The sequence below is a fragment of the Streptomyces sp. NRRL F-5727 genome, assembly GCF_000719555.1.
In the GTDB taxonomy this organism is placed as follows: Bacteria; Actinomycetota; Actinomycetes; order Streptomycetales; family Streptomycetaceae; genus Streptomyces.
In genome coordinates this window covers 34,128-55,641 of record NZ_JOGX01000036.1, presented here as the reverse complement: position 1 = coordinate 55,641, position 21,514 = coordinate 34,128, and the positions used below count along the sequence as shown (strand labels likewise).

Below are 21,514 nucleotides of genomic sequence, written 5' to 3'. Positions count from 1 at the left end.
GGGACGGCCGGAGCCGTCCCCCTCTTCCTTTCCGCTCGCTTACAGCGCGACGCCGAGGAGCGCGTCGACGGTGCGGGACACGAGGCCGGGGGCGGACTCGTCGGTGCCGCCGTCCGCCTCCTGGCGGGCGGCCCAGCGGTCGACCGCGGCGAGCGCGGCCGGGGCGTCCAGGTCGTCCGAGAGGGCCGCGCGGACCTCCTCGACCAGGGCGTCGGCGGTCGGGCCGTCGGGCCGGGAGACCGCGGCGCGCCAGCGGTCCAGGCGGTCGACGGCGTCCTGGAGGACCTGGTCGGTCCACTCCCAGTCGGCGCGGTAGTGGTGGGCGAGGAGGGCGAGCCGGATGGCGGCCGGGTCGACGCCCTCGCGCCGGAGCGCGGAGACGAAGACCAGGTTGCCCTTGGACTTCGACATCTTCTCGCCGTGCAGGGCCACCATGCCGGCGTGCACGTACGCCTTGGCCATGGGGAACTCGCCGGTGAGGGACTGGGCGTGCGAGGCGCCCATCTCGTGGTGCGGGAAGATCAGGTCGGAGCCGCCGCCCTGCACGTCGAAGCCCATGCCGAGGTGGTCGAGGGCGATGGCGACGCACTCGATGTGCCAGCCGGGGCGGCCGGCGCCGAGGCTGCCGCCGTCCCAGCTGGGCTCGCCCTCGCGGGCGGCCATCCACAGCATCGGGTCGAGCGGGTTCTTCTTGCCGGGGCGGTCGGGGTCCCCGCCGCGCTCGGCGGAGAGGTGCCGCATGAGCTCGGTGTCGTAGTGGGAGACCTCGCCGAAGTGCGGGTCGGCCTCGACGGAGAAGTAGATGTCGCCGTCGAGCTCGTAGGCCGCGCCGGAGTCCCGGAGCCGCTCGACCAGCGGGACGATGGAGGGTATCGACTCGACCGCGCCGACGTAGTGGCGCGGGGGCAGCATCCGCAGGGCGGTCATGTCCTCGCGGAAGAGGGAGGTCTCGCGCTCGGCGAGGGCGACCCAGTCGATGTCGTCGCGGAGGGCGCGCTCCAGGAGCGGGTCGTCCACGTCCGTGACGTTCTGGACGTAGTGCACCTGCCGCTTGGTGTCGAGCCACACGCGCTGCACGAGGTCGAACGCGTTGTAGGTCGCCGCGTGACCCATGTGGGTCGCGTCGTAGGGCGTGATGCCGCAGACGTAGATGCGGGCGACGGGGCCGGGGGCGAGGGTCACTCGCCCGCCGGTCGCGGTGTCGTGGATCCGGAGGTCGCGGCCCTTGCCGGGAAGGGCGGGGACCTCAGAAGCGGGCCAGGCATGCATGACCCGAGCGTAACCGGACAGGTGTTTCGGATACGAACCGGATCCGGAATCTTGTCCGATCATGCGCTCTTGCGGGTCAGCGAGGTGTGTGCATACCCCCCAGGGGTCAGGGCGACGCTCCGGGGGTATGGCCGAAACCGTACGGCCCTAGACCGGCGGCCAGGGGATCGCGGGCCACTGACCGGAGGGTTCCGGATGCCGCCCGGAGGCCAGCAGCGCCGCGACCCGCTCCCGTACGGCGGACACCTCGGCGGCCGTGAGCAGTTCCGCCAGACGGGTGGCGAGGGCCCCTCCCGGCGCCAGGACCGTGTCGAGCGTCCCGAGGACGGCGGTGGCCTCCTCGGGCAGCTCCTGGCCCGCCCACCCCCACAGCAGGGTGCGCAGCTTGTCCTCGACGTGGAAGGAGACGCCGTGGTCGATGCCGTAGAGCCTGCCACCGGGGGCGGGGAGCAGATGGCCGCCCTTGCGGTCGCCGTTGTTCATCACCGCGTCGAGGACGGCGAGCCGGCGCAGTCCGGGGGTGTCGGCGTGGACCAGGAGCGCGGTGCGCCCCTCCCCCACCTCGGCGGGCCCGATCGCGCGCCAGCCCTCGCCGGGTTCCTCGTCCTCGGTGAGGGCGAGCAGCCGGGCCTCCGGGTCGGCCTCGATCCACAGCTGGACCATGCCCTCCCCGTACGGGCCGTCCCGAAGCACCGTGGGCGGGACCAGGCCCCAGCCGGTGGCCTCGGAGAGTTCGTACGCGGCGACCTCCCGCTCGGCGAGGGTGCCGTCGGGGAAGTCCCACAGCGGGCGCTCCCCCGCGACGGGCTTGTAGACGCAGGCGGCCTCGCGGCCCTCGTGGGCGACCGTGCAGTAGAGCACCGCGTTGGACGCCTCGCGGAGCTGCCCCCGGACGGTCAGCTCACCGCGCGCGAGCAGCTCGGTGTCCTGCGGGTACTCGGGGCTGCTGCTCATGCTCCGCGGCGGTATCCGTTCTGGCGGGGGCAGACGTGGCCCTCCGGGTCGAGCGGGAGGCTGCACAGCGGGCACGGCGGGCGGCCGGCGTTGACCACGTCCAGGGCCCGCTTGGCGAAGGCGCGGGCCTGGGCGCCGCTGAGGCGGACGCGGAGCATCGGCGGGCCGTTCTCCTCGTCCTGGAGCAGCCGCTCCTCGGCCGCGGCGAGGTCCTCCTCGGACTCCGCGTCGAGTTCGACGAGCGCCTGGGCCTCGACGATCATGCGCTGCTCCTCGCCGTCCCAGGCGAGCGCCATGGTGCCGACGCGGAACTCCTCCTCGACGGGGGTGTCGAGGGGGGCGGTGTCGGCGGCGTCGGCGGGGGCGACGGCGGGCACCGGGGCGCTGCCCCCGGTGCGGCGCAGCACCTCGTCGAGGAGTTCGTCCATACGCTCGGCGAGTGCGGCCACCTGGGTCTTCTCCAGGGCGACGCTGGTGATCCGGCCGGCCGCGGACGCCTGGAGGAAGAACGTCCGGCGGCCAGGCAGCCCGACCGTGCCGGCCACGAAACGCTCCGGTGGGTCGTAGAGGAACACCTGACGGGACACGCTCCCGGCTCCCTTGACTGTCGACTGTCGTACTGCAACGGCGAGTCCACCCTACTGCGCGGGGGGATCACGGTGCGCCCGCGCCGCCCCCCACCTCGGCCGTCCCACTGGTGTCGGGGGTCTCCCGCGGGGCCAGGGAGGCGAGGTCGCCGGTGTCGCCGAGGCGGACCAGGAAGGGGCGGAGCCGGGTGTAGCGGATGACCGTGAGCGAGCAGGGGTCGACGTGGATCCGCTGGAAGAGGTCGAGGTGGAGGCCGAGGGCGTCGGCGACGAGGGACTTGATGATGTCGCCGTGGGAGCACATGGCGTAGACGGCGTCCTCGCCGTGTTCCGCGTCGATCCGGGCGTTCCAGTCGCGGACCGCCTCGACGGCCCTGGTCTGCATGGCGCGCATGGACTCGCCGCCGGGGAAGGCGGCGGCGGAGGCGTGCGCCTGGACGACCTCCATCAGCGGTTCGTCGTTGAGTTCGCTGAGCTTGCGGCCCGACCAGTCGCCGTAGTCGCACTCGTTGATCCGGTCCTCGATGTGGAGGGGGAGGTCCGGGCGGGCGTCCAGGAGCGGCTGGAGGGTCTCCCGGCAGCGCTGGAGGGGGCTGGAGACGGCCGCGGCGAGCGGGATCCCGGCGAGCCGGGCGGGCAGCGCGGCGGCCTGCGCGGCCCCGCGCTCGTCGAGCGCCACGCCCGGCGTGCGCCCGGCGAGCAGTCCGGAGGTGTTGGCGGTGGAGCGTCCGTGCCGGACGAGGATCAGCGTGGCCATGGCGGCCAGCCTACGGCGCACGCGCGCGTGCGGGAGCGGGTACGGCCGGGTGAGCCGCCCCGCGCGCGTGCGCCGCGGGCCGGAGCGGGGGAGAATACGGCCCGTGATCGTCGACGCTGCCCTGTACCGCGACGGCCGCCGGAGGGAATGCGGCGGCGACCTCTCCCGCTCCCTCGCGGAGGCGCGGGCCGGTGGTGACGCCTTCCTCTGGGTGGGGCTCTACGAACCGACGGAGGCCGAGTTCGACCATGTGACCTCGGAGTTCGCTCTGCACCCGCTGGCGGTCGAGGACGCGCTCAAGGCGCACCAGCGGCCCAAGCTGGAGATCTACGACGACTCCCTCTTCGTGGTGCTGAAACCGGTCCTCTACGAGCCGGAGAGCGACCGGGTCACGTCCGGGGAGCTGATGCTGTTCCTGGGCGACTCCTTCGTGGTGACGGTGCGGCACGGCGAGGGCGCGCCCCTGGCGGCGGTGCGCAAGCGGCTGGAGACGCATCCGGAGGTGCTGCGGCACGGGCCGACGTCGGTGCTGTACGCGGTGAGCGACGCGGTGGTGGACCACTACCTGGACGTGGCGGGCGAGCTCCAGGTGGACCTGGAGGAGCTGGAGGCCGCGGTCTTCGCGCCGGGCGGGACCGGCACGGGGAGCACGGCGGAGCGGATCTACACGGCGAAGCGGCAGGTGCTGGAGTTCCGGCGGGCGTCGGGTCCGCTGGCGGGGCCGATGGCCCGGCTGACGGCGGGCGCGGTGCCGTTCGTGAGCGAGGAGTCGCGGCCCTTCTTCCGGGACGTCAACGACCATCTGCTGCGGGCCAACGACCAGGTGGAGGGGTTGGACCGGCTGCTGTCGGACGTGCTGTCGGCGCACCTCGCGCAGATGGGGGTGCGGCAGAACGACGACATGAGGAAGATCTCGGCCTGGGCGGCGATGGCGGCGGTGCCGACGATGGTGGCGGGGATCTACGGCATGAACTTCGACCACATGCCGGAGCTGCACTGGACGTGGTCGTATCCGACGCTGATCGGCGCGATGGTGCTGATCGAGGTGTCGCTGTACCGCCTGTTCAAGCGGCGCGGCTGGCTGTGAGCCGGCCGCGCCGGCCGCCCGTGGGGCCCTCGGGGGCCGCCCGGCCCGGTCAGAAGGCCGGGGCCGGGGTGGCGGGGCCGCCGAGGGCGTCGAGCCGTTCGGGCATCCGCAGGCCGATCATCCGGTGCCAGCCGGCCGCGCGCTCGTAGGCGTACATGCCGTGGATGCCGGCGGCGAGCACCGCGCCCTTGGCCTTCGGCCACTCCAGGATGCGGCCCATGTGGCGCATGACGGCGAGGCTGACGTCGCGGTAGACCTGGATCTCGGCGAGCGCCGACTCGCGCAGGGTGCGCTGGATGAGCCGGCCGTGGCCGGCGCGGGCGAGCCGGAGCAGTTCCTCGTGGCAGTAGGCGAGGTGGTTGTCCTCGTCGTTGCAGATCATGCGGATGGCCTTGCCGAGCTCGGGGTGGTCGCCGAAGTACTTCACCAGGAGCTGCATCTGGGCGGCGGCGCGTTCCTCGGTGACCCGGCTGTGGGCGAGGTAGACGACGACGTCCTCCTCGGTGAGCGGCTCGTCCCGGTGGAGCTTGTCGTGGGCCAGGCCGATGCCGCGCCGTTCCAGGAGCATCGTGTAGTCGGTGTCCGGCGGGACGGGGACGGGTTCGAGGCCGCGCTTGCGCATGAGGGCGTTGAAGATCCGGCCGTGCTTGTCCTCGTCGGCGCCGTGCCGGACGATCTTCGGGGTGAGGTCCCGCATGGCGGGGGCGACGAGGGCGGCGATCCGGGCGTTCTCCCAGCCGCCCTGCGACTCGCCGCTGGCGGCGATCGAGCAGAAGAGCCGGAACGCCTCGTCGTCGTCGATGATTTCCTGGAACACACTCTTGGCCGTGAGCATCGCTGCCACCTCCCTGCGGACGTCCGCGCTCCGCGGGTCCGGCAGACCGAGTCAAATGCGGTCCGGGACGACGGGCAACAGGAGGGCTCCTGGGTATCGGCCGAAAGAGTGAGGCGCGGGGCCGTAACCGGGGGCGCGGTGGCGCGTTGAACGGCATGACGGCCGTGGCGGGGAAGACCCCCGAGCCCCCACCACGGCCGCAGAACCTCTTACGCCAGGCCCGCCCGCTCCAGGGCGTCGACGCCGGCGCGCAGCGCGGTGAGGCGCTCGTCGAGCGTGAAGCCGGCGGGGGCGAGGGTCAGGGTGGTGACACCGGCCTCCGCGTAGGCGGTCATGCGGTCCGCGATCCGGTCGACCCTGCCGAGCAGGGCGGTCTGGTCGATCAGGGTGCGCGGCACGGCGGCCGCGGCGCCCGTCTTGTCGCCGGCCAGGTACTTGTCCTGGATCTCGGCGGCCTCCTTCTCGTAGCCCATGCGCTGGGCGAGCTGGTTGTAGAAGTTCTGCTTGCGGCTGCCCATGCCGCCCACGTAGAGGGCGGTGTACGGGCGGAAGACGTCGGCCAGCGCGTCGATGTCGTCGCCGAGGGCGAGCGGCAGCGTCGGGCAGACGTCGAAGCCCTCCATGGTCAGGCCGGCCTTCTCGCGCCCCGCCCGGAGCGGCCGCAGGGCGGTCTCCTCCAGGTGCTCGGCGGAGGGGAAGATCAGCAGGGCGCCGTCGGCGATCTCGCCGGTCTGCTCCAGGTTCTTCGGGCCGATCGCGGCGATGTAGAGCGGGATGTGCTCGCGCTGCGGGTGGACGGTCAGCTTGATCGGCTTGCCGGGGCCGCCGGGCAGCGGGAGCGTCCAGTGCTCGCCCTCGTGGGTCAGGCGCTCGCGGGACATCGCCTTGCGGACGATCTCCACGTACTCGCGGGTGCGGGCCAGCGGCTTGTCGAACTTCACGCCGTACCAGCCCTCGGAGACCTGCGGTCCCGAGACGCCGAGGCCCAAGCGGAAGCGGCCGCCGGAGAGCGAGTCGAGGGTGGCGGCGGTCATCGCCGTCATCGCGGGCTGACGGGCCGGGATCTGCATGATCGCCGAGCCGACGTCGATCCGCTCCGTCTTCGCGGCGACCCAGGAGAGCACGGTCGGCGCGTCCGACCCGTACGCCTCCGCCGCCCAGCACACGTCGTAGCCGAGGCGGTCGGCCTCCTGGGCCACGGCCAGATTGTCGCCGTCCATGCCGGCGCCCCAGTAGCCGAGGTTGATGCCGAGCCGCATGTCCACGCACCCCTTACCCATCGGTAACGTCTCTCGGTCCGGACTCTAGCGCGCCACCCCCGCATCCGTCAGGAGCCCGCCGCCACGCCGTCGTCCACAGGTTCTGTCCACAGGGTCTCTCCGCCCGCAGCCCCGGCCAGTAAGGTCCCGCCCATGGAGCAGAGGCATCTCGGACGTACCGGCCTGCGCGTCTCGCGCATCGGGCTCGGCACGCTCACCTGGGGGCGGGACACCGACGAGCACGACGCCGCCGAACAGCTGAAGGCGTTCTGGGACGCGGGCGGCACGCTCGTGGACACCGCCGACGTGTACGGCGGCGGCGAGGCGGAGCATCTGCTCGGGCGGCTGATGGAGCGGCTCGTGCCCCGGAGCGACCTGGTCCTGTCCACCAAGGCCGGCAGCGTCCCCGACCCGGACCGGCGCACCGACGGTTCGCGCGGCCATCTCCTCGCCGCGCTCGACGCCTCCCTGGCCCGGCTCGGCACGGACCACGTGGACCTCTGGCAGCTGCACGCCTACGACCCGTACACCCCGCTGGAGGAGTCGCTCCAGGCGCTCGACATCGCGGTACGCAGCGGGCGGGCGCGGTACGCGGGCGTGGCGAACTTCTGCGGCTGGCAGCTCGCCAAGGCGGGCACCTGGCAGCTGGCCGGCGACCGGACCCGGCTCGCCGGGGCCCAGCTGGAGTACTCGCTGCTCCAGCGGGGCGTCGAGCGGGAGGTGCTGCCCGCGGCGATCGACCTCGGGATAGGTCTGCTGCCGTCGTCGCCGCTCGGCCGGGGCGTGCTGACCGGCAAGTACCGGAGCGGCACCCCGTCCGACTCCCGGGGCGCGTCGGAGGCGCTGGCGCCGTTCGTGGAGCCGTATCTGGACGAGGCGGCGAGCCGGATCGTGGAGGCGGTCAGCACCGCCGCCGACGGGCTCGCCACCACCCCGCTGCACGTGGCGCTCGCCTGGGTCAGGGACCGGCCCGGGGTGACCGCCCCGATCGTCGGCGCGCGCACGGCACGGCAGCTCACGGCCGCGCTGTCGGTGGAGGGCCTTAGTCTTCCTGACGAGATCTGCCGGGCTTTGGACGATGTGTCCGCGCCCGTGCACCGCTATCCGGATCACGACTGGAGCACCTTGTGACCGAGCCTTCCGGCGAGACCGCGCCCGAGGCGTCCGAGGACCTGGCCCACGAGGACGTGGCGCCGTCCGCCGCGCCCGAGAGCCCTGAGACTACCCCCGAGGACGCCGGGACCTCAGCGTCGTCGGAGACCGCGGAGACCTCGGAGACCCCGGAGACGTCAGGAGCCTCGGAGGAGACCGAGACCTCGGCGGACGCCGGGGCCTCGGAGGGTGCCGAGGGTGCGGCGCCGGAGCTGAGCGAGGCGCAGGCGGAGCTGGCGGCCCAGCGGGAGCTGCGGGCCCGGATCGAGGCGCGGAAGGCCGAGCGGGGCGGGCCCGTGGCGAGCGGCGCCAAGCTGAGCGGGACCGCCGCCGACCTGCTGGCGGCCGTGCGGGCCGTGGAGGGCGGTGCCGCCTCCGGCGGCGCCTTCTTCGAGCCTGCGCCCGAGCCGGCCCGCCCCGCCCGGCCGGCCGAGACCACCGTCCGCCCTCCCGCCCCCGCGGCGCCGCCCGCGCCCACGGCCGGGGCGCTCGCCGGGGTCCGCGAGGTGCTGGCCCGGGGCGGCGCGCCCGAGGCGCTGGCCGGCCAGGTGGCCGCCGCGCTCGGCGAGCAGGCGGCCGAGGCCCTCACCGAGGACCCGTGGCGGCTGCTGGCGGTCACCGGGGTGCGGCCGGAGCAGGCCGACGGCTTCGCGCGGGCCCTGCTCGGCGCGGAGTGTGGTCCGGACGATCCGCGCCGGGCCGTCGCCCTGACCGTGTGGCTGCTCGACCGGGCCGCCCTCCAGGGCCACACCGCGCTCACCGTGGACGAGGTGCGGGCCGGTCTCGCCCGGCACGGGGTGCCGGACCCGGGGCAGGCCGTCGAGACCGCGATCTCCGAGGGCGCCGTCCTGGTCTTCCAGGAGGAGGGCGGCCCGGAGGACGGCGCACCGGAGGAGGACGGGGAGGACCAGGCGTCCGCCGGCGCGGAGGAGGGCCCGGCGGAGCCCCCGCTGCTCGGCCTCGACCGGTACGCGCTCGCCGAGGAGAGCCTCGCGGACGGTCTGGCCCGGCTGGTGCGCACGGTCACCGCCGAGGAGTGGGACGGCGAGGAGCTGGAGCGGGCCGTCGGCGGCCACGGTCTGGTGCTGCACACCGGCGGCGAGGCCGCCCGCGCCGAGCCGCTGGCGCTGGCCGCCGCGGCCCGGGAGCGCGGACTGCGCGTCCTGGTCGCGGTGCACGACGCGGAGCGGCTGACCGAGGAGGAGCGGGCCGCCGGGACGGCGGTGCCGCTCGCCGCGCTGCTGTCCGGGACGGCCGGACCGGGCCGGGACGAGGAGGGCGGGCTCGCCCTGGACCTGCTGGTGGTGCTGGACGCCCCGCAGCTGGACGTGGAGACGGGCGCGATGCTCGTCGAGGCCCTCCCGGACGGCTGCCGTCTGGTGCTCAGCGGTGACCCCGCCGTCCTCGGGTCGGCCGGCCCCGGCGCGGTCCTCGCGGACGCGCTCGCCGCCCGGGTCTGCCCCCGGGTGGCCTCCCGCCGCCCCGACCCGGGGCCGATCGGCGAGCTGGTCTCGGGCATCGGCATCGGCGAGCTGAACCAGGTCGAGGCCCCCGGCAAGGAGGTCGTCATCGTCCCGGTGCGGGACGCCGGCGAGGCCGTGCACCGCACGGTCCAGCTGGTCGCCGAATCGGTGCCGCGCGCCTTCGGGCTGACCCCCGAGCAGACCCGGGTGATCACCGTCGGCCACGGCGGCTCGGCCGGCACGCGCGCGCTGAACGCGGCCCTGAAGCAGCGGCTGAACCCCGGCCCCGGGCGCTTCGGCGGCTACGACCCGGGCGACCGGGTGGCGTACGCGCCGGTGCCGGGCCGGACGGTCTCGGGCACGGTCCTCGGGGCCGACGCCGAGGGGCTGCGGCTGCGCACCTCGGAGGGCGAGGTCGTCGTACCGAAGGAGCGGGTGGAGTCGGCGCTGCGGCACGGCTGGGCGCTGACCGCGCACCAGGCGGCCGGGGGCCGGTGGCCCGCGGTGGTCGCGGTGCTGCCGGGCGACGCGGCGCCCGGGCTGAGCCGCCCGTGGGTCTACACGGCCTTCGGCCGGGCCGAGCGCCATCTGTCGGTCGTGCACGGTGTGGACCAGGCGCTTCCCCGGGCGGTGGCCGAGGTCCTCGCCCCGGCGCGGACGACCCGGCTGCGACCGCTCCTGGCCGGCCTGCTCGCCGTCCCCGGCGAGGAGTGAACGTCCCCGCCGGGGCGGAACGCCGGAGGGCCGGGACATCACCGTCGATGTCCCGGCCCTCCGCCGTCCTCCCCGGCGCGTGTCAGCGGGCGGCCCCGGCCTCCCCCGCGCCCGACGCCTCGGCGGCCTCCTCGGCGGTCTCCTCGCCGTCCTCGGCGTCCCCGTCGTCCTCGCCGTCTCCGTGGTCCTCGTCGTCCTCGTCGTCGAAGACGGAGCTGATGTCGAAGCGGCAGACGATCCGCTCGGGGTCGGCCTGGTCGAAGGGGGCGGCCAGCCACTCCCCCGGCTCCGGAAGGTCTCCGTCGGCGGTGACCCACAGCGTGGAGTCGCCCTCCTCCAGGCCGAACTCCTTGTGCCGGGAGGCGATCTCGTCGGGTTCGTACTCCCCGAAGAGGACCCCGAGCGCCGCGGCGGTGGAGCGGGGTCCGTCCTCGTCGTGGTCGAGGTCGGCGACGCGCCGGGCCTGGGCCACGAGCCGGCGCGGCTCGGCCACGGCGTAGTCGCGCCGGATCAGCACGCTGAGGGCGTGCGGTTCGTCAGGCCCCGCGTACGGGGGCAGCTTGTCGTCGGCCCCGGGGATCTCGAAGGGGGTCACCTCGTCGTAGCGGTCGTAGAGGAGCTCGTCATAGGTCTCGGCGGCCGCGGCGAGGGCGTTGAACGCCTCGTACACGCCGCTGTCGTCGTCCCCCGTGCGGCGTTCGACCGCCGCGAGGTGGCGGTCCAGTGCGGTCTTGACCGCCTCTGCGGCGGCACGTACCTCGGCAGCGGTGGGCTGCGCAGCATCAGACATGGGACAGACGCTATCCGTACCGGGCCGGTGCCCGCACAATAGATACCGATGCCGGAATACGAATTTGTCGACGTGTACGTGCCGCGCGGTATCTCCCGCAAGGAGACCGCGCGGCTTCTGACCGACCATGCCGAGTACGGGCACTGGGAGTTGGACCGACTCACCCTGCGCCGGGACGGCAGCCGCAGAGTGCGGCTGAAGCGGCGGATCATCCGTCAGATCCGCACGACCTGGTGACGGACGCGAAAGGGGCCCCGTGTGATGCGGGGCCCCTTCGCGTTCCGGCCGGCGCGGCTCAGGCGCCGCGGCGGGAGCGGCGGTAGACCAGCGAGCCGGCGAGGAGCATGCCCGCGGCGGCCGGGACGATCACGCCGAGGGGCGCGGAGGACCCGGTCTCGGCGAGCTCGTCCGGCGCGGCCGGGGGCGGCGTGAGCTGCGGCCCGGGTTGGTTCGAGCCACCGTCCGAGCTCGGCGGCACACCGGGAGTGCCGGGCGTGCCCGGGGTACCGGGGGTCCCCGGCGTACCGGGGGTGCCGGGGGTACCGGGCGTGCCCGGGGTCCCCGGCGTGCCGGGCGTGCCGGGCGTGCCGGGCGTGCCCGGGGTACCGGGAGTCCCCGGCGTGCCCGGGGTACCGGGGGTGCCCGGCGTGCCGGGGGTCTCGGGCTCCTCGCCGTAGCCGCCCGGCTCCTCGCCGTAGCCGCCGGGCTCCTCCTCGCCGTAGCCGTCGTCGGGGTTCCCGGTGTTGGCGCAGTCGTTGCCCGTGGCGGCGTTGCCGAGGCCGATGCCCGTGACGCTGTTTCCGCACGCGTTCACCGGCACGTCGACCGGCACCACGACGGTGTTGCCGGAGGCCACGCCCGGGGAGTCGCTGGCGTACGCGCCGCCGGACGCGCCGGGGCCGGACTGCGCGGGGATGTTGGCGCAGGAGTTGCCCATCGCCGGGTTGAGCACCCCGACGACGTTCACGGTGTTGCCGCAGGCGTTGACCGGGGCGTGGACCGGCACCTGGACGGAGTTCCCGGACGCGACGCCGGGTGAGTTCGCCGCGGTGCCGCTCGCACCGGAGTCCGCCTGCGCGATGCCGCCGCCGAGCGCGAAGACGCCTCCGGCCGCCGCGACGGTGATGATGCTCTTGCGCGTGACCTGTCGCATAGCTTGCTTACCTGCCTTCTCGGCGATGTCGCCTGATCGGCTTGGAGTGGGGGCCACCGGGCCCGTGCCCGGGGCGGAATGGCCACCGGCCCCGGAGTGCATGGCACGCACTCCGGGGCCGGACGGCTCACGCCCTCAAGGGGCGGGGCACAACGTCAGGCGTTGACGCAGGTGTTGCCGAAGGCGGGGTTCAGCAGACCGATCACGGAGACCGTGTTGCCGCAGACGTTCACGGGAACGTGAACCGGGACCTGCACGACGTTGCCCGAGAGGACACCGGGGGAGCCGATGGCCGCACCCTGGGCACCCGCGTCGGCGACGGCCATGCCCGCGCCCGCGAGAACCAGACCGCCGGTGGCAGCCGCAGCAGCGACGACCTTCTTGATCATTATTCCTCCTAGTTGACAATGCGGCCCCAGCCGCGGACCGCATCACCTGTAACGAGGGGGAAGGTTGAGGGCTACGAGCCCTCGGGTGCATTCACTCTTTCCGGGCAGACCCAAACGGGCGGCCGAATTCGGGGCCCGGCGGGGCCGGGGGTCAGCAGGCGTCGATGAAGCGGTCCAGGACGCGGACGCCGAACTTCAGGCCGTCGACGGGGACGCGCTCGTCCACGCCGTGGAACATGCCGGCGAAGTCCAGCTCCGGCGGCAGCTGGAGCGGGGCGAAGCCGAAGCAGCGGATGCCGAGGTCGTCGAAGGACTTGGCGTCGGTGCCGCCGGAGAGCATGTACGGGACGGCGCGGGCGATCGGGTCCTCGGCCCGCAGGGCCAGCTGCATGGCGTCGACGAGGGCGCCGTCGAAGCTGGTCTCCAGGGCCTTGTCGCCGTGGACGTCCTCGCGCTTCACCTTGGGGCCGAGGATCCGGTCGAGGTCGGCCAGGAACTCCTCCTCGTAGCCGGGCAGGAAGCGGCCGTCGACGTGGGCGGTGGCCTGGCCGGGGATGACGTTCACCTTGTAGCCGGCGCCGAGCATGGTGGGGGCGGCGGAGTTGCGCAGGGTGGCGCCGACCATCTTGGCGATGCCGCCGAGCTTGGCCAGGGTGGCGTCCATGTCCTCGGGGTCGAGCGGGGTGCCGAGGGCGTCGGACAGCTCGTCGAGGAAGCTGCGGACGGTCTTGGTGACGCGGACCGGCCACTGGTGGCGGCCGAGGCGGCCGACGGCCTCGCACAGCTCGGTGATGGCGTTGTCGGAGTTGGTCATGGAGCCGTGGCCGGCCGTGCCCTCGACGGTGAGCCGCATCCAGTGCATGCCCTTCTGGGCGGTCTCGACCAGGTAGAGGCGCAGGTTCTCGTTGACGGTGAAGGAGAAGCCTCCGACCTCGCCGATCGCCTCGGTGACGCCGTCGAAGAGACCGCGGTGCTTGTCCACCAGGTGGCGGGCGCCGTAGGTGCCGCCGGCCTCCTCGTCGGCGAGGAAGGCGAGGACGATGTCGCGCGGGGGCTTGCGGCCGCTGCGCAGCCGGTCGCGGACGACCGCGAGGGTCATCGCGTCCATGTCCTTCATGTCGACGGCGCCGCGGCCCCAGACGCAGCCGTCGGCGACCTCGCCGGAGAAGGGGTGGTGGGTCCAGTCCTCGGCGTTGGCCGGGACGACGTCGGTGTGCCCGTGGATGAGCAGCGCCGGCCGGGAAGGGTCCTCGCCCTCGATGCGGGCGACGGTGGAGGCACGGCCCTTGTGCGACTCGATGATCTTCGGGTCGAGGCCCACCTCGGCGAGCTTCTCGGCGACGTACTCGGCGGCGGCCCGTTCGCCGGGGCCGGAGTGGTCGCCGTAGTTGCTGGTGTCGATGCGGATGAGGTCCCGGCAGAGGTCGACGACCTCGTCCTCACCCGAGACGGTCCGGCCGGTGTTCGACTCGCTCACGCTGCTTCCTCCCACGACGTGCCCCACATGCCTGGTGGTGGTCGCCTCCATCCTGCCGCGCCCCCGCCCCGGCGGCGCAAGGGCGTCCACCGGCCGACACACCGCCGACACATGCCGAGACGGCGTGTCCGGCGGGGCGGGTGGGGCCGCTGGGGCGGGTGAGGGGGTGGTGATCGGCCACCCCGAATGTTTGCTATGGTTTTCCTCGTCGGAACGGCCCAGCGCCGTGAGACACACACCCTGTCCGGGTGGCGGAATGGCAGACGCGCTAGCTTGAGGTGCTAGTGCCCTTTATCGGGCGTGGGGGTTCAAGTCCCCCCTCGGACACCAGAGGAAAGTCCCGGTCGAGTCTCTCGACCGGGACTTTCTCGTGTTCCGGATGCAGAGGACGTGAGGCGGAGCCGTGCGGAGGAAGAGGGTGCCGGCCGCGCCGCTGCCGCAGCGGGACGGGATCGACCCGGTACGGCTCCGGCTGCCGGAGGACCCCGAGGGCGCCTGGCCGACCGTCGGGGCGTACCTGCTCGGGCGGTACGGGGCGGCGGTGGGCGCGGAGCGGGTCGGCGCGATGCTGGACGCGGGGCGGTTCGTCGGCGCGGACGGGCGGGCGGCGGCGGCCTCGGAGCCGTACGAGCCGGGGCGGTGGCTGTGGTTCCACCGGGACCTGGCGGCCGAGGAGCGGGTGCCGTTCGAGATCGGGGTGGTCCACCGGGACGAGCGGATCCTGGTCGCGGACAAGCCGCACTTCCTGGCGACGACCCCGCGCGGGCGCCATGTGACGGAGACGGCGGTGGCGCGGCTGCGGGCCGGGCTCGGGCTGCCGGCGCTCCAGCCGGCGCACCGGCTCGACCGGCTGACGGCGGGTCTCGTGCTCTTCGTGGTGCGGCCCGAGGACCGGGGGGCGTACCAGCTGCTGTTCAAGGAGCGGCGGGTGCGCAAGGAGTACGAGGCGGTGGCGCCGTACGACCCGGGGGTGGCGCTGCCGGTGACGGTGCGAAGCCGGATCGAGAAGGAGCGGGGGGTGCTCGCCGCGCGGGAGGTGCCGGGCGAGCCGAACGCGGTGAGCCGGATCGAGCTGGTGGCGCACCGCGACGGGCTCGGGCGGTACCGGCTGGTGCCGGAGACCGGGAAGACGCACCAGCTGCGGGTGCACATGAACGCGCTGGGGCTGCCGATCCTGGACGATCCGCTCTATCCGGTGGTGCGTGAGGACGGGCCGGAGGACTACCGGCGGCCGCTGCGGCTGCTGGCGCGGTCGCTGGAGTTCACCGACCCGGTCACGGGCGAGGAGAGGCGGTTCGAGAGCCGGCTCTCGCTCAGTGGCCCCGGGTGATCCACTCCTCCAGGTGCGGGGCCTCGGCGCCGATGGTGGTGGAGTCGCCGTGGCCGGTGCGGACGACCGTCTCCGGCGGCAGGGTGAGGAGCTTCCCGCGGATCGACTCGACGATCGTGGGGAAGTCCGAGAAGGACCGGCCGGTGGCGCCGGGGCCGCCCTGGAAGAGGGTGTCGCCGGTGAAGACCGTGCCCAGGTCGGGGGCGTACAGGCAGACGGCGCCGGGGGCGTGGCCGGGGGTGTGGAGGACCTTCAGGTCGGTGCCGGCGATGGTGAGGACCTGGCCGTCGGCGAGTTCGCCGTCGGGGGCGTGGTCGGGGTGGGTGAGCTTCCACAGCGGCTGGTCGGCGGGGTGGAGCAGGATGCGGGCGCCGGTGGCGGCGGCGAGCGCGGGGGCGGCGCCGACGTGGTCGTCGTGGGCGTGGGTGCAGACGATGGCGCGCAGGGTGCGGCCGTCGAGGGCGGCGAGGACGGCGCCGGCGTCGTGGGCGGCGTCGATGACGATCGCCTCGTCGTCGTCGCCGACGATCCAGACGTTGTTGTCGACGTCCCAGGTGCCGCCGTCGAGGCTGAAGGTGCCGGAGGTGACCAGGTGGTCGACGCGGGCGGTCATCACAGCACCACCACCGAGCGGAGGACGTCGCCCTCGTGCATGCGGGCGAACGCCTTCTCGACCTCGTCGAGGGCGATGGTCTCGGTGACGAAGGCGCCGAGGTCGATGCGGCCCTGCCGGTGCAGGTCGATGAGCATGGGGAAGTCGCGGGACGGCAGGCAGTCGCCGTACCAGGAGGACTTGAGGGAGCCGCCGCGGCCGAAGACGTCGAGGAGGGGCAGTTCGAGCTTCATCTCGGGGGTGGGGACGCCGACGAGGACGACGGTGCCGGCCAGGTCGCGGGCGTAGAACGCCTGCCGGTACGTCTCCGGTCGGCCGACGGCCTCGATGACGACGTCGGCGCCGAAGCCGCCGGTGAGTTCGCGGATCGCCTCGACGGGGTCGGCGGTGCGGGAGTCGACGGTGTGGGTGGCGCCCATCTCCTTCGCCTTGGCCAGTTTCCGCTCGTCGATGTCGACGGCGATGATCTTCGCGGCGCCGGCGAGGCGGGCGCCGACGACGGCGGCGTCGCCGACGCCTCCGCAGCCGATGACGGCGACGGTGTCGCCGCGGGTGACGTTCCCGGTGTTGATCGCGGCGCCGATGCCGGCCATCACGCCGCAGCCGAGGAGGCCGGCGATCTCGGGGGCGACGGCCGGGTCGACCTTGGTGCACTGGCCGGCGGCGACGAGGGTCTTCTCGGCGAAGGCGCCGATGCCGAGGGCCGGGGAGAGCTCCGTGCCGTCGAGCAGGGTCATCTTCTGCTCGGCGTTGTGGGTGTCGAAGCAGTACCAGGGGCGGCCGCGGCGGCAGGCGCGGCACTGGCCGCAGACGGCCCGCCAGTTGAGGATCACGTAGTCGCCGGGGGCGACGTCGGTGACGCCCTCGCCGACCGACTCGACGACGCCGGCGGCCTCGTGGCCGAGCAGGAAGGGGAAGTCGTCGTTGATCCCGCCCTGCTTGTAGTGGAGGTCGGTGTGGCAGACGCCGCACGCCTGGACCTGGACGACGGCCTCGCCGGGGCCCGGATCGGGGACGACGATCGTCTCGATCCGCACCGGCTCGTTCCGACCGGGGGCGATGACCCCCCGCACGTGCTGTGGCATCGCTGACTTCCCTTCGGCCGAGAGGATCTTGTAAGCCTCCTGCGTACCACTATCTCCTGATAAAAGGCGAGACCCCCGCAGGCCGTGCCTGCGGGGGTCCACCGCTCCCGTGGGGGGAGTCGAGGGGTGTCAGTCCTGCTTGCCGGAGGTCTCGCGGACCCGGCGGCGGACCAGGAACCAGCCGCCGACGAGGGCCGCGCCGATCAGCGGCAGGCAGTTCACGGTGGTGCGGCCGATGCCGCCGTCCATCCACATGAGGACGAGGACGGAGCCGAGGAAGACCAGGGTCACGATCTGGGTGTACGGGGCCCAGGGCAGCCGGTAGGCGGGGCGGCTGAGCTTGCCCTGCTCGGCGCGGCGGACGAAGAGCAGCGAGCAGACCATGATCATGGCCCAGGTGCCGATGATGCCGATGGAGGCGAAGTTGAGGACCAGCTCGAAGGCGTCCTCGGGCATCTTGGCGTTGAGGAGCACGCCGACGACGCCGAAGCCCGCGGTGAGCAGGATGCCGCCGTAGGGCACGCCGCCCTTGTTCATGACGCCGGTGAACTTCGGCGCGGAGCCGGCCAGCGACATGGAGCGCAGGATGCGGCCGGTCGAGTACAGGCCGGAGTTGAGGCTGGAGAGGGCGGCGGTGAGGACGACGAGGTTCATCACGCCGGCGGCGCCGGGAATGCCCAGCTTGTCGAAGACGGTGACGAAGGGGCTCTGGTCGCCCGAGTAGGCGGTGTACGGGAGGATCAGCGCGAGCAGGACGACGGAGCCGACGTAGAAGAGGCCGACGCGCCACATGATCGAGTTGATCGCCTTCGGCATGATCTTCTCGGGGTTCTCGGTCTCGCCGGCGGCGACGCCGCAGAGCTCGACGGAGGCGTAGGCGAAGACGACGCCCTGGATGAGCAGGAGCATCGGCATCATGCCGTTGGGGAAGATGCCGCCGTTGTCGGTGATGTTGGCCAGGCCCGGGGTGGAGCCGCCGACGTCGTGCGAGGTCACGACGAGGAAGATGCCGACGAGCATGAAGGCGACGAGCGCGGCGACCTTGACGATCGCGAACCAGAACTCCATCTCGCCGAAGTACTTCACCGAGATGAGGTTGGCGGCGAGGACGACCGCGAGGGCGATCAGGGCGAGAACCCACTGCGGGATGTCGCTGAACATCGACCAGAAGTGGGCGTAGGTGGCCGCGGCGGTGATGTCGGCGACGGCGGTGGTCGACCAGTTGAGGAAGTAGAGCCAGCCGGCCGTGTAGGCGCCCTTCTCGCCCATGAACTCGCGGGCGTAGGAGACGAAGGCGCCGGAGGACGGGCGGTAGAGCACCAGCTCGCCGAGGGCGCGGACCACGAAGAAGGCGAAGACGCCGCAGACCGCGTACGCGATGAAGAGCGAGGGGCCGGCGCTGGCCATCCGGCCGCCGGCGCCGAGGAAGAGCCCCGTGCCGATGGCGCCACCGATGGCGATCATGTTGATGTGCCGGGACTTGAGGTCCTTGCGGTATCCGGCGTCGCCGGCGTCGACATGGGCGGGGGCGGCCGTGTTCGCCGGTGCGGCGGACAGCGGCTCGGCCGCGGTGACGCGGTCAGTCATGGAGTTGTTCGCCTTCGTGAGGGGGAGGGTCTGTGCGGTACCCGGCCGTGCCCTCGTGGGGGTCTCCCTGGCATGGCCAGCGCACATCCTCACGGCTACACCCGCTCGCTGACTGTGACCGCTGTCACTGAACGCCCGGATTTGAGCTAGTTCAGAGGTTACGGGCGGGTTAACCAGACGCTACGGAGCCAGGACGTCCAGTTCCCTGAGCGCGCCGACGGCGATCTCCCGGGTCAGCGCCTCCGCGCGGGCCGCGTCCCGCTCGCGTACGGCCTCGGCGACCTGGACGTGGAGGGTGACGGCGGCCGGGTCGGGGTCCTCGAACATCACGTGGTGGTGGGTGCGGCCGGCGAGGACCTCGGCGACGACGTCGCCGAGGCGGGCGAACATCTCGTTCCCGGAGGCGTCGAGGACCACCCGGTGGAAGGCGATGTCGTGGACGAGGTACGCCTCCAGCTGCCGGCCGCGCGAGGTGGCGACCATGCCGAGGGCCTCCTCGGTGAGCCGGCGGCACTGCGCCGGGGTGGCGTTGAGGGCGGCGAGGCCGGCCGCGACGGGCTCGACGGCGGAGCGCAGCACGGTGAGGGAGCGGAGCTGGCGGGGGCGGTCGGCGCCGGCCAGCCGCCAGCGGATGACCTGGGGGTCGTACACGTTCCAGCTCTCGGTGGGCAGCACCGTGACGCCGACCCGGCGGCGGGACTCCACCAGGTGCATCGACTCCAGGACGCGGACGACCTCGCGGACGACGGTGCGGGAGACGTCGAAGCCCTGGGCGAGTTCGTCGGTGCGCAGCACCGTGCCGGGCGGGTACTCCCCCGCGGTGATGGCCAGGCCCAGGGTGGCGAGCACGTGCGAGTGGAGCCCCTGGGCCGATGTCGTCATGGTGCTCAGCCTATGCGGGCGCCGTCCGGTGATCACCTCGGGAATGAAAAGTACGACTTTTATGTCACAGGCTCTTGAATACGTCGTACTCAATGGGTTTCATGACAGCGCGACGGATCGATGTCGCGGAAGACGGCACCGATGTCGAAGAAGACAGCGAGGCACCACCATGAGCACCACCCCCCAGCCCGGGACGCGGCCGGTCGTCGTCGTCATGGGCGTCGCCGGGACCGGCAAGACCACGATCGGCCCGCTGGTCGCCGAGGCGCTGGACCTCCCCTACGCGGAGGGCGACGACTTCCACCCGGCGGCGAACGTGGCCAAGATGTCGGCCGGCGTCCCGCTCGACGACGCCGACCGGGAGCCCTGGCTCGACGCCATCGGCGCCTGGGCCCACGACCGGGCCGGGCGAGGCGGTGTGGTGAGCAGCTCCGCGCTGAAGCGGATCTACCGGGACCGGCTGCGTGCGGCCGCCCCCGGGGTCGTCTTCCTCCATCTGACCGGCGACCGGGAGCTGATCGGGGGCCGGATGGCCGCGCGCACGGGCCACTTCATGCCGACGGCGCTCCTCGACTCCCAGTTCGCCGCCCTGCAGCCGCTGCAGGACGACGAGGCCGGCGTCGCCGTCGACGTCTCCGGCACCCCCGCGGAGATCACCGCCCGCGCCGTCGCCGCGCTGCGCCGGCTCGCCCCCTGACCCTGACCCCCTGAGGACCCCCCGTGACCAGTCTCAGCGTCGAGACCCTGGCAGCGGACGCCGTCGAACCGATCACCTCGGCCGGCAACGCCCAGCTGGGCATCGCCGTTCTCGCCGGCATCGCCGTCATCGTCCTGCTCATCACCAAGTTCAAGCTGCACGCGTTCCTCGCGCTGACCATCGGGTCGCTCGCGCTCGGCGTGTTCGCCGGTGCGCCGCTCGCGGACACCGTCAAGTCGTTCAGCACCGGGCTCGGCAACACCGTGGCCGGCGTGGGCGTGCTCATCGCGCTCGGCGCCATCCTCGGCAAGCTGCTCGCCGACTCGGGCGGCGCCGACCAGATCGTCGACACGATCCTCGCGAAGGCGAGCAGGCGGTCCATGCCGTGGGCGATGGTCCTGATCGCCTCGGTGATCGGCCTGCCGCTCTTCTTCGAGGTCGGCATCGTGCTGCTGATCCCGGTGGTGCTGATGGTCGCCAAGCGCGGCAACTACTCCCTGATGCGGATCGGCATCCCGGCGCTGGCCGGCCTGTCGGTGATGCACGGGCTCATCCCGCCGCACCCCGGACCGCTCGTCGCGATCGACGCGGTCGGCGCGAATCTGGGCGTCACCCTCGCCCTCGGCCTGGTCGTCGCGATCCCGACCGTGATCATCGCGGGTCCGGTCTTCTCGAAGTACGCGGCCCGCTGGGTGGACGTCCCGCCGCCCGAGCACATGATCCCGACCCGCCCCTCCGAGGACCTGGAGAAGCGCCCGGGCTTCGGCGTCACGGTCGCCACGGTGATGCTGCCGGTGGTCCTGATGCTGGTGAAGGCGCTCGTCGACATCGTGGTCGACGACCCCGAGAACTCCGTGCAGAAGGTCACCGACGTCATCGGCTCGCCGCTGATCGCCCTCCTCGCCGCCGTCATAGTCGGCATGTTCACGCTGGGCCGGGCGGCCGGCTTCACCAAGGAGCGGCTGTCCTCGACGGTCGACAGGTCCCTCGCCCCGATCGCGGGCGTGCTGCTGATCGTCGGCGCCGGCGGCGGCTTCAAGCAGACGCTGATCGACATCGGCGTCGGCCAGATGATCCTGGACTTCTCCAGGGACTGGTCGATCCCGGCCCTGCTCCTCGCCTGGCTGATCGCGGTCGCGATCCGGCTCGCGACGGGCTCCGCCACGGTCGCGACGATCTCGGCGGCCGGCCTGGTGGCCCCGCTCGCCGCGGGCATGTCCACCGGTGAGACGGCGCTCCTGGTGCTGGCGATCGGTGCCGGTTCGCTCTTCTTCAGCCACGTCAACGACGCCGGTTTCTGGCTGGTGAAGGAGTACTTCGGCCTGAACGTCGGCCAGACGATCAAGACCTGGTCGGTGATGGAGACCATCATCTCGGTGGTGGGCCTGGTGTTCGTGCTGCTGCTGTCGCTGGTGTTGTAGCGCCGGCGGTGAG

21 protein-coding genes and 1 tRNA gene are annotated in these 21,514 nt (G+C 73.1%); 8 read left to right on the top strand and 14 right to left on the bottom strand.

Translation table 11 applies throughout. The features are described 5' to 3' along the window. Window positions 1-39 precede the first annotated feature (39 nt). The 4 genes from mshC to IF73_RS0123330 all read right to left on the bottom strand — a co-directional run bounded on the left by mshC (window position 40) and on the right by IF73_RS0123330 (window position 3,567). Window positions 40-1,269, bottom strand: a complete 1,230-nt coding sequence (mshC, locus tag IF73_RS0123345; RefSeq protein ID WP_031011267.1) for a cysteine--1-D-myo-inosityl 2-amino-2-deoxy-alpha-D-glucopyranoside ligase — start codon at window positions 1,267-1,269, stop codon at window positions 40-42. Window positions 1,270-1,416: 147 nt separating this feature from the next. Further along, complete coding sequence (locus tag IF73_RS0123340) at window positions 1,417-2,256, bottom strand: SCO1664 family protein (protein WP_420706578.1); 840 nt, start codon at window positions 2,254-2,256, stop codon at window positions 1,417-1,419. Continuing rightward, complete coding sequence (locus tag IF73_RS0123335) at window positions 2,220-2,810, bottom strand: DUF3090 domain-containing protein (protein WP_031011263.1); 591 nt, start codon at window positions 2,808-2,810, stop codon at window positions 2,220-2,222. The genes IF73_RS0123340 and IF73_RS0123335 overlap by 37 nt, the downstream gene beginning before the upstream one ends. Before the next feature lie 67 nt (window positions 2,811-2,877). Further along, complete coding sequence (locus tag IF73_RS0123330; protein ID WP_031011261.1) at window positions 2,878-3,567, bottom strand: histidine phosphatase family protein; 690 nt, start codon at window positions 3,565-3,567, stop codon at window positions 2,878-2,880. Window positions 3,568-3,661: 94 nt separating this feature from the next. Here IF73_RS0123330 and corA point away from each other — a divergent pair, with 94 nt between their 5' ends. Beyond that, a complete protein-coding gene (gene corA / locus IF73_RS0123325) occupies window positions 3,662-4,654 on the top strand; it encodes a magnesium/cobalt transporter CorA (RefSeq protein WP_031011259.1) in 993 nt (330 codons plus the stop codon). Window positions 4,655-4,703: 49 nt separating this feature from the next. On the opposite strand, the gene IF73_RS0123320 is transcribed toward corA, so the two are convergent. Both IF73_RS0123320 and IF73_RS0123315 read right to left on the bottom strand, forming a co-directional pair. After that, on the bottom strand, window positions 4,704-5,489 hold the full coding sequence (locus IF73_RS0123320; RefSeq protein ID WP_031011257.1) for a hypothetical protein: 786 nt from the start codon (window positions 5,487-5,489) through the stop codon (window positions 4,704-4,706). Window positions 5,490-5,698: 209 nt separating this feature from the next. Continuing rightward, on the bottom strand, window positions 5,699-6,748 hold the full coding sequence (locus IF73_RS0123315; RefSeq protein ID WP_031011255.1) for an LLM class F420-dependent oxidoreductase: 1,050 nt from the start codon (window positions 6,746-6,748) through the stop codon (window positions 5,699-5,701). Between the two features lie 153 nt (window positions 6,749-6,901). Between IF73_RS0123315 and IF73_RS0123310 the strand changes: the two genes are divergently transcribed. Beyond that, entirely contained in the window at window positions 6,902-7,879 is a 978-nt protein-coding gene (locus IF73_RS0123310; protein WP_031011252.1) for an aldo/keto reductase, read from the top strand. Further along, on the top strand, window positions 7,876-10,077 hold the full coding sequence (locus IF73_RS0123305; protein ID WP_037880175.1) for an ATP-dependent DNA helicase: 2,202 nt from the start codon (window positions 7,876-7,878) through the stop codon (window positions 10,075-10,077). The genes IF73_RS0123310 and IF73_RS0123305 overlap by 4 nt, the downstream gene beginning before the upstream one ends. A gap of 82 nt (window positions 10,078-10,159) precedes the next feature. On the opposite strand, the gene IF73_RS0123300 is transcribed toward IF73_RS0123305, so the two are convergent. Further along, the gene (locus IF73_RS0123300) at window positions 10,160-10,867 is read right to left on the bottom strand and encodes a hypothetical protein (protein WP_031011248.1); all 708 of its coding nucleotides are present in this window, start codon (window positions 10,865-10,867) and stop codon (window positions 10,160-10,162) included. 48 nt (window positions 10,868-10,915) lie between these two features. On the opposite strand from IF73_RS0123300, the gene IF73_RS0123295 reads away from it, so the two are divergent. Beyond that, window positions 10,916-11,104, top strand: coding sequence for a DUF5703 family protein (locus IF73_RS0123295; RefSeq protein ID WP_031011245.1), 189 nt, complete (start codon window positions 10,916-10,918; stop codon window positions 11,102-11,104). Window positions 11,105-11,162: 58 nt separating this feature from the next. Here IF73_RS0123295 and IF73_RS41575 read toward each other — a convergent pair whose 3' ends face one another. The 3 genes from IF73_RS41575 to IF73_RS0123280 all read right to left on the bottom strand — a co-directional run bounded on the left by IF73_RS41575 (window position 11,163) and on the right by IF73_RS0123280 (window position 13,886). Continuing rightward, window positions 11,163-12,020: a chaplin gene (locus tag IF73_RS41575; protein WP_031011243.1), complete on the bottom strand. Its 858-nt coding sequence runs from the start codon at window positions 12,018-12,020 to the stop codon at window positions 11,163-11,165. Between the two features lie 155 nt (window positions 12,021-12,175). Then, a complete protein-coding gene (chpH, locus tag IF73_RS0123285) occupies window positions 12,176-12,409 on the bottom strand; it encodes a chaplin ChpH (protein WP_015032475.1) in 234 nt (77 codons plus the stop codon). A gap of 151 nt (window positions 12,410-12,560) precedes the next feature. Beyond that, on the bottom strand, window positions 12,561-13,886 hold the full coding sequence (locus IF73_RS0123280) for a M20/M25/M40 family metallo-hydrolase (RefSeq protein ID WP_031011241.1): 1,326 nt from the start codon (window positions 13,884-13,886) through the stop codon (window positions 12,561-12,563). 242 nt (window positions 13,887-14,128) lie between these two features. On the opposite strand from IF73_RS0123280, the gene IF73_RS0123275 reads away from it, so the two are divergent. Together IF73_RS0123275 and IF73_RS0123270 are read left to right on the top strand one after the other, a co-directional pair. After that, window positions 14,129-14,216: transfer RNA gene (locus IF73_RS0123275), tRNA-Leu, on the top strand. A gap of 73 nt (window positions 14,217-14,289) precedes the next feature. After that, window positions 14,290-15,216 carry an RluA family pseudouridine synthase gene (locus tag IF73_RS0123270; RefSeq protein WP_031011239.1) on the top strand — a complete coding sequence of 309 codons (927 nt, stop codon included), beginning with the start codon at window positions 14,290-14,292 and terminating at the stop codon, window positions 15,214-15,216. Here IF73_RS0123270 and IF73_RS0123265 read toward each other — a convergent pair. The 4 genes from IF73_RS0123265 to IF73_RS0123250 all read right to left on the bottom strand — a co-directional run bounded on the left by IF73_RS0123265 (window position 15,200) and on the right by IF73_RS0123250 (window position 19,383). Continuing rightward, window positions 15,200-15,829 carry an MBL fold metallo-hydrolase gene (locus IF73_RS0123265; protein ID WP_031011236.1) on the bottom strand — a complete coding sequence of 210 codons (630 nt, stop codon included), beginning with the start codon at window positions 15,827-15,829 and terminating at the stop codon, window positions 15,200-15,202. The two genes, IF73_RS0123270 and IF73_RS0123265, sit on opposite strands and share 17 nt — an antisense overlap. Further along, window positions 15,829-16,914, bottom strand: coding sequence for an S-(hydroxymethyl)mycothiol dehydrogenase (locus IF73_RS0123260; protein WP_031011234.1), 1,086 nt, complete (start codon window positions 16,912-16,914; stop codon window positions 15,829-15,831). The genes IF73_RS0123265 and IF73_RS0123260 overlap by 1 nt, the downstream gene beginning before the upstream one ends. Window positions 16,915-17,043: 129 nt before the next feature. Then, window positions 17,044-18,501 (bottom strand): amino acid permease, encoded by a 1,458-nt coding sequence (locus IF73_RS0123255; RefSeq protein ID WP_031011233.1) that lies wholly within the window; start codon window positions 18,499-18,501, stop codon window positions 17,044-17,046. A gap of 180 nt (window positions 18,502-18,681) precedes the next feature. Beyond that, window positions 18,682-19,383, bottom strand: a complete 702-nt coding sequence (locus IF73_RS0123250; RefSeq protein WP_031011230.1) for a FadR/GntR family transcriptional regulator — start codon at window positions 19,381-19,383, stop codon at window positions 18,682-18,684. 169 nt (window positions 19,384-19,552) lie between these two features. On the opposite strand from IF73_RS0123250, the gene IF73_RS0123245 reads away from it, so the two are divergent. After that, a complete protein-coding gene (locus IF73_RS0123245; protein ID WP_031011228.1) occupies window positions 19,553-20,080 on the top strand; it encodes a gluconokinase in 528 nt (175 codons plus the stop codon). A gap of 23 nt (window positions 20,081-20,103) precedes the next feature. Continuing rightward, complete coding sequence (locus IF73_RS0123240; RefSeq protein ID WP_031011226.1) at window positions 20,104-21,501, top strand: GntP family permease; 1,398 nt, start codon at window positions 20,104-20,106, stop codon at window positions 21,499-21,501. The last annotated feature ends 13 nt before the right edge of the window (window positions 21,502-21,514 follow it).

What these genes read in the sequence shown, in the direction of transcription:
- mshC (WP_031011267.1), bottom strand. Translation starts at nt 1,269, where the DNA reads ATGCATGCCTGGCCCGCTTCTGAGGTCCCCGCCCTTCCCGGCAAGGGC.
- IF73_RS0123265 (WP_031011236.1), bottom strand. Translation starts at nt 15,829, where the DNA reads ATGACCGCCCGCGTCGACCACCTGGTCACCTCCGGCACCTTCAGCCTC.
- IF73_RS41575 (WP_031011243.1), bottom strand. Translation starts at nt 12,020, where the DNA reads ATGCGACAGGTCACGCGCAAGAGCATCATCACCGTCGCGGCGGCCGGA.
- IF73_RS0123260 (WP_031011234.1), bottom strand. Translation starts at nt 16,914, where the DNA reads ATGCCACAGCACGTGCGGGGGGTCATCGCCCCCGGTCGGAACGAGCCG.
- IF73_RS0123255 (WP_031011233.1), bottom strand. Translation starts at nt 18,501, where the DNA reads ATGACTGACCGCGTCACCGCGGCCGAGCCGCTGTCCGCCGCACCGGCG.
- IF73_RS0123320 (WP_031011257.1), bottom strand. Translation starts at nt 5,489, where the DNA reads ATGCTCACGGCCAAGAGTGTGTTCCAGGAAATCATCGACGACGACGAG.
- IF73_RS0123310 (WP_031011252.1), top strand. Translation starts at nt 6,902, where the DNA reads ATGGAGCAGAGGCATCTCGGACGTACCGGCCTGCGCGTCTCGCGCATC.
- IF73_RS0123315 (WP_031011255.1), bottom strand. Translation starts at nt 6,748, where the DNA reads ATGCGGCTCGGCATCAACCTCGGCTACTGGGGCGCCGGCATGGACGGC.
- IF73_RS0123295 (WP_031011245.1), top strand. Translation starts at nt 10,916, where the DNA reads ATGCCGGAATACGAATTTGTCGACGTGTACGTGCCGCGCGGTATCTCC.
- IF73_RS0123250 (WP_031011230.1), bottom strand. Translation starts at nt 19,383, where the DNA reads ATGACGACATCGGCCCAGGGGCTCCACTCGCACGTGCTCGCCACCCTG.
- chpH (WP_015032475.1), bottom strand. Translation starts at nt 12,409, where the DNA reads ATGATCAAGAAGGTCGTCGCTGCTGCGGCTGCCACCGGCGGTCTGGTT.
- IF73_RS0123330 (WP_031011261.1), bottom strand. Translation starts at nt 3,567, where the DNA reads ATGGCCACGCTGATCCTCGTCCGGCACGGACGCTCCACCGCCAACACC.
- IF73_RS0123300 (WP_031011248.1), bottom strand. Translation starts at nt 10,867, where the DNA reads ATGTCTGATGCTGCGCAGCCCACCGCTGCCGAGGTACGTGCCGCCGCA.
- IF73_RS0123245 (WP_031011228.1), top strand. Translation starts at nt 19,553, where the DNA reads ATGAGCACCACCCCCCAGCCCGGGACGCGGCCGGTCGTCGTCGTCATG.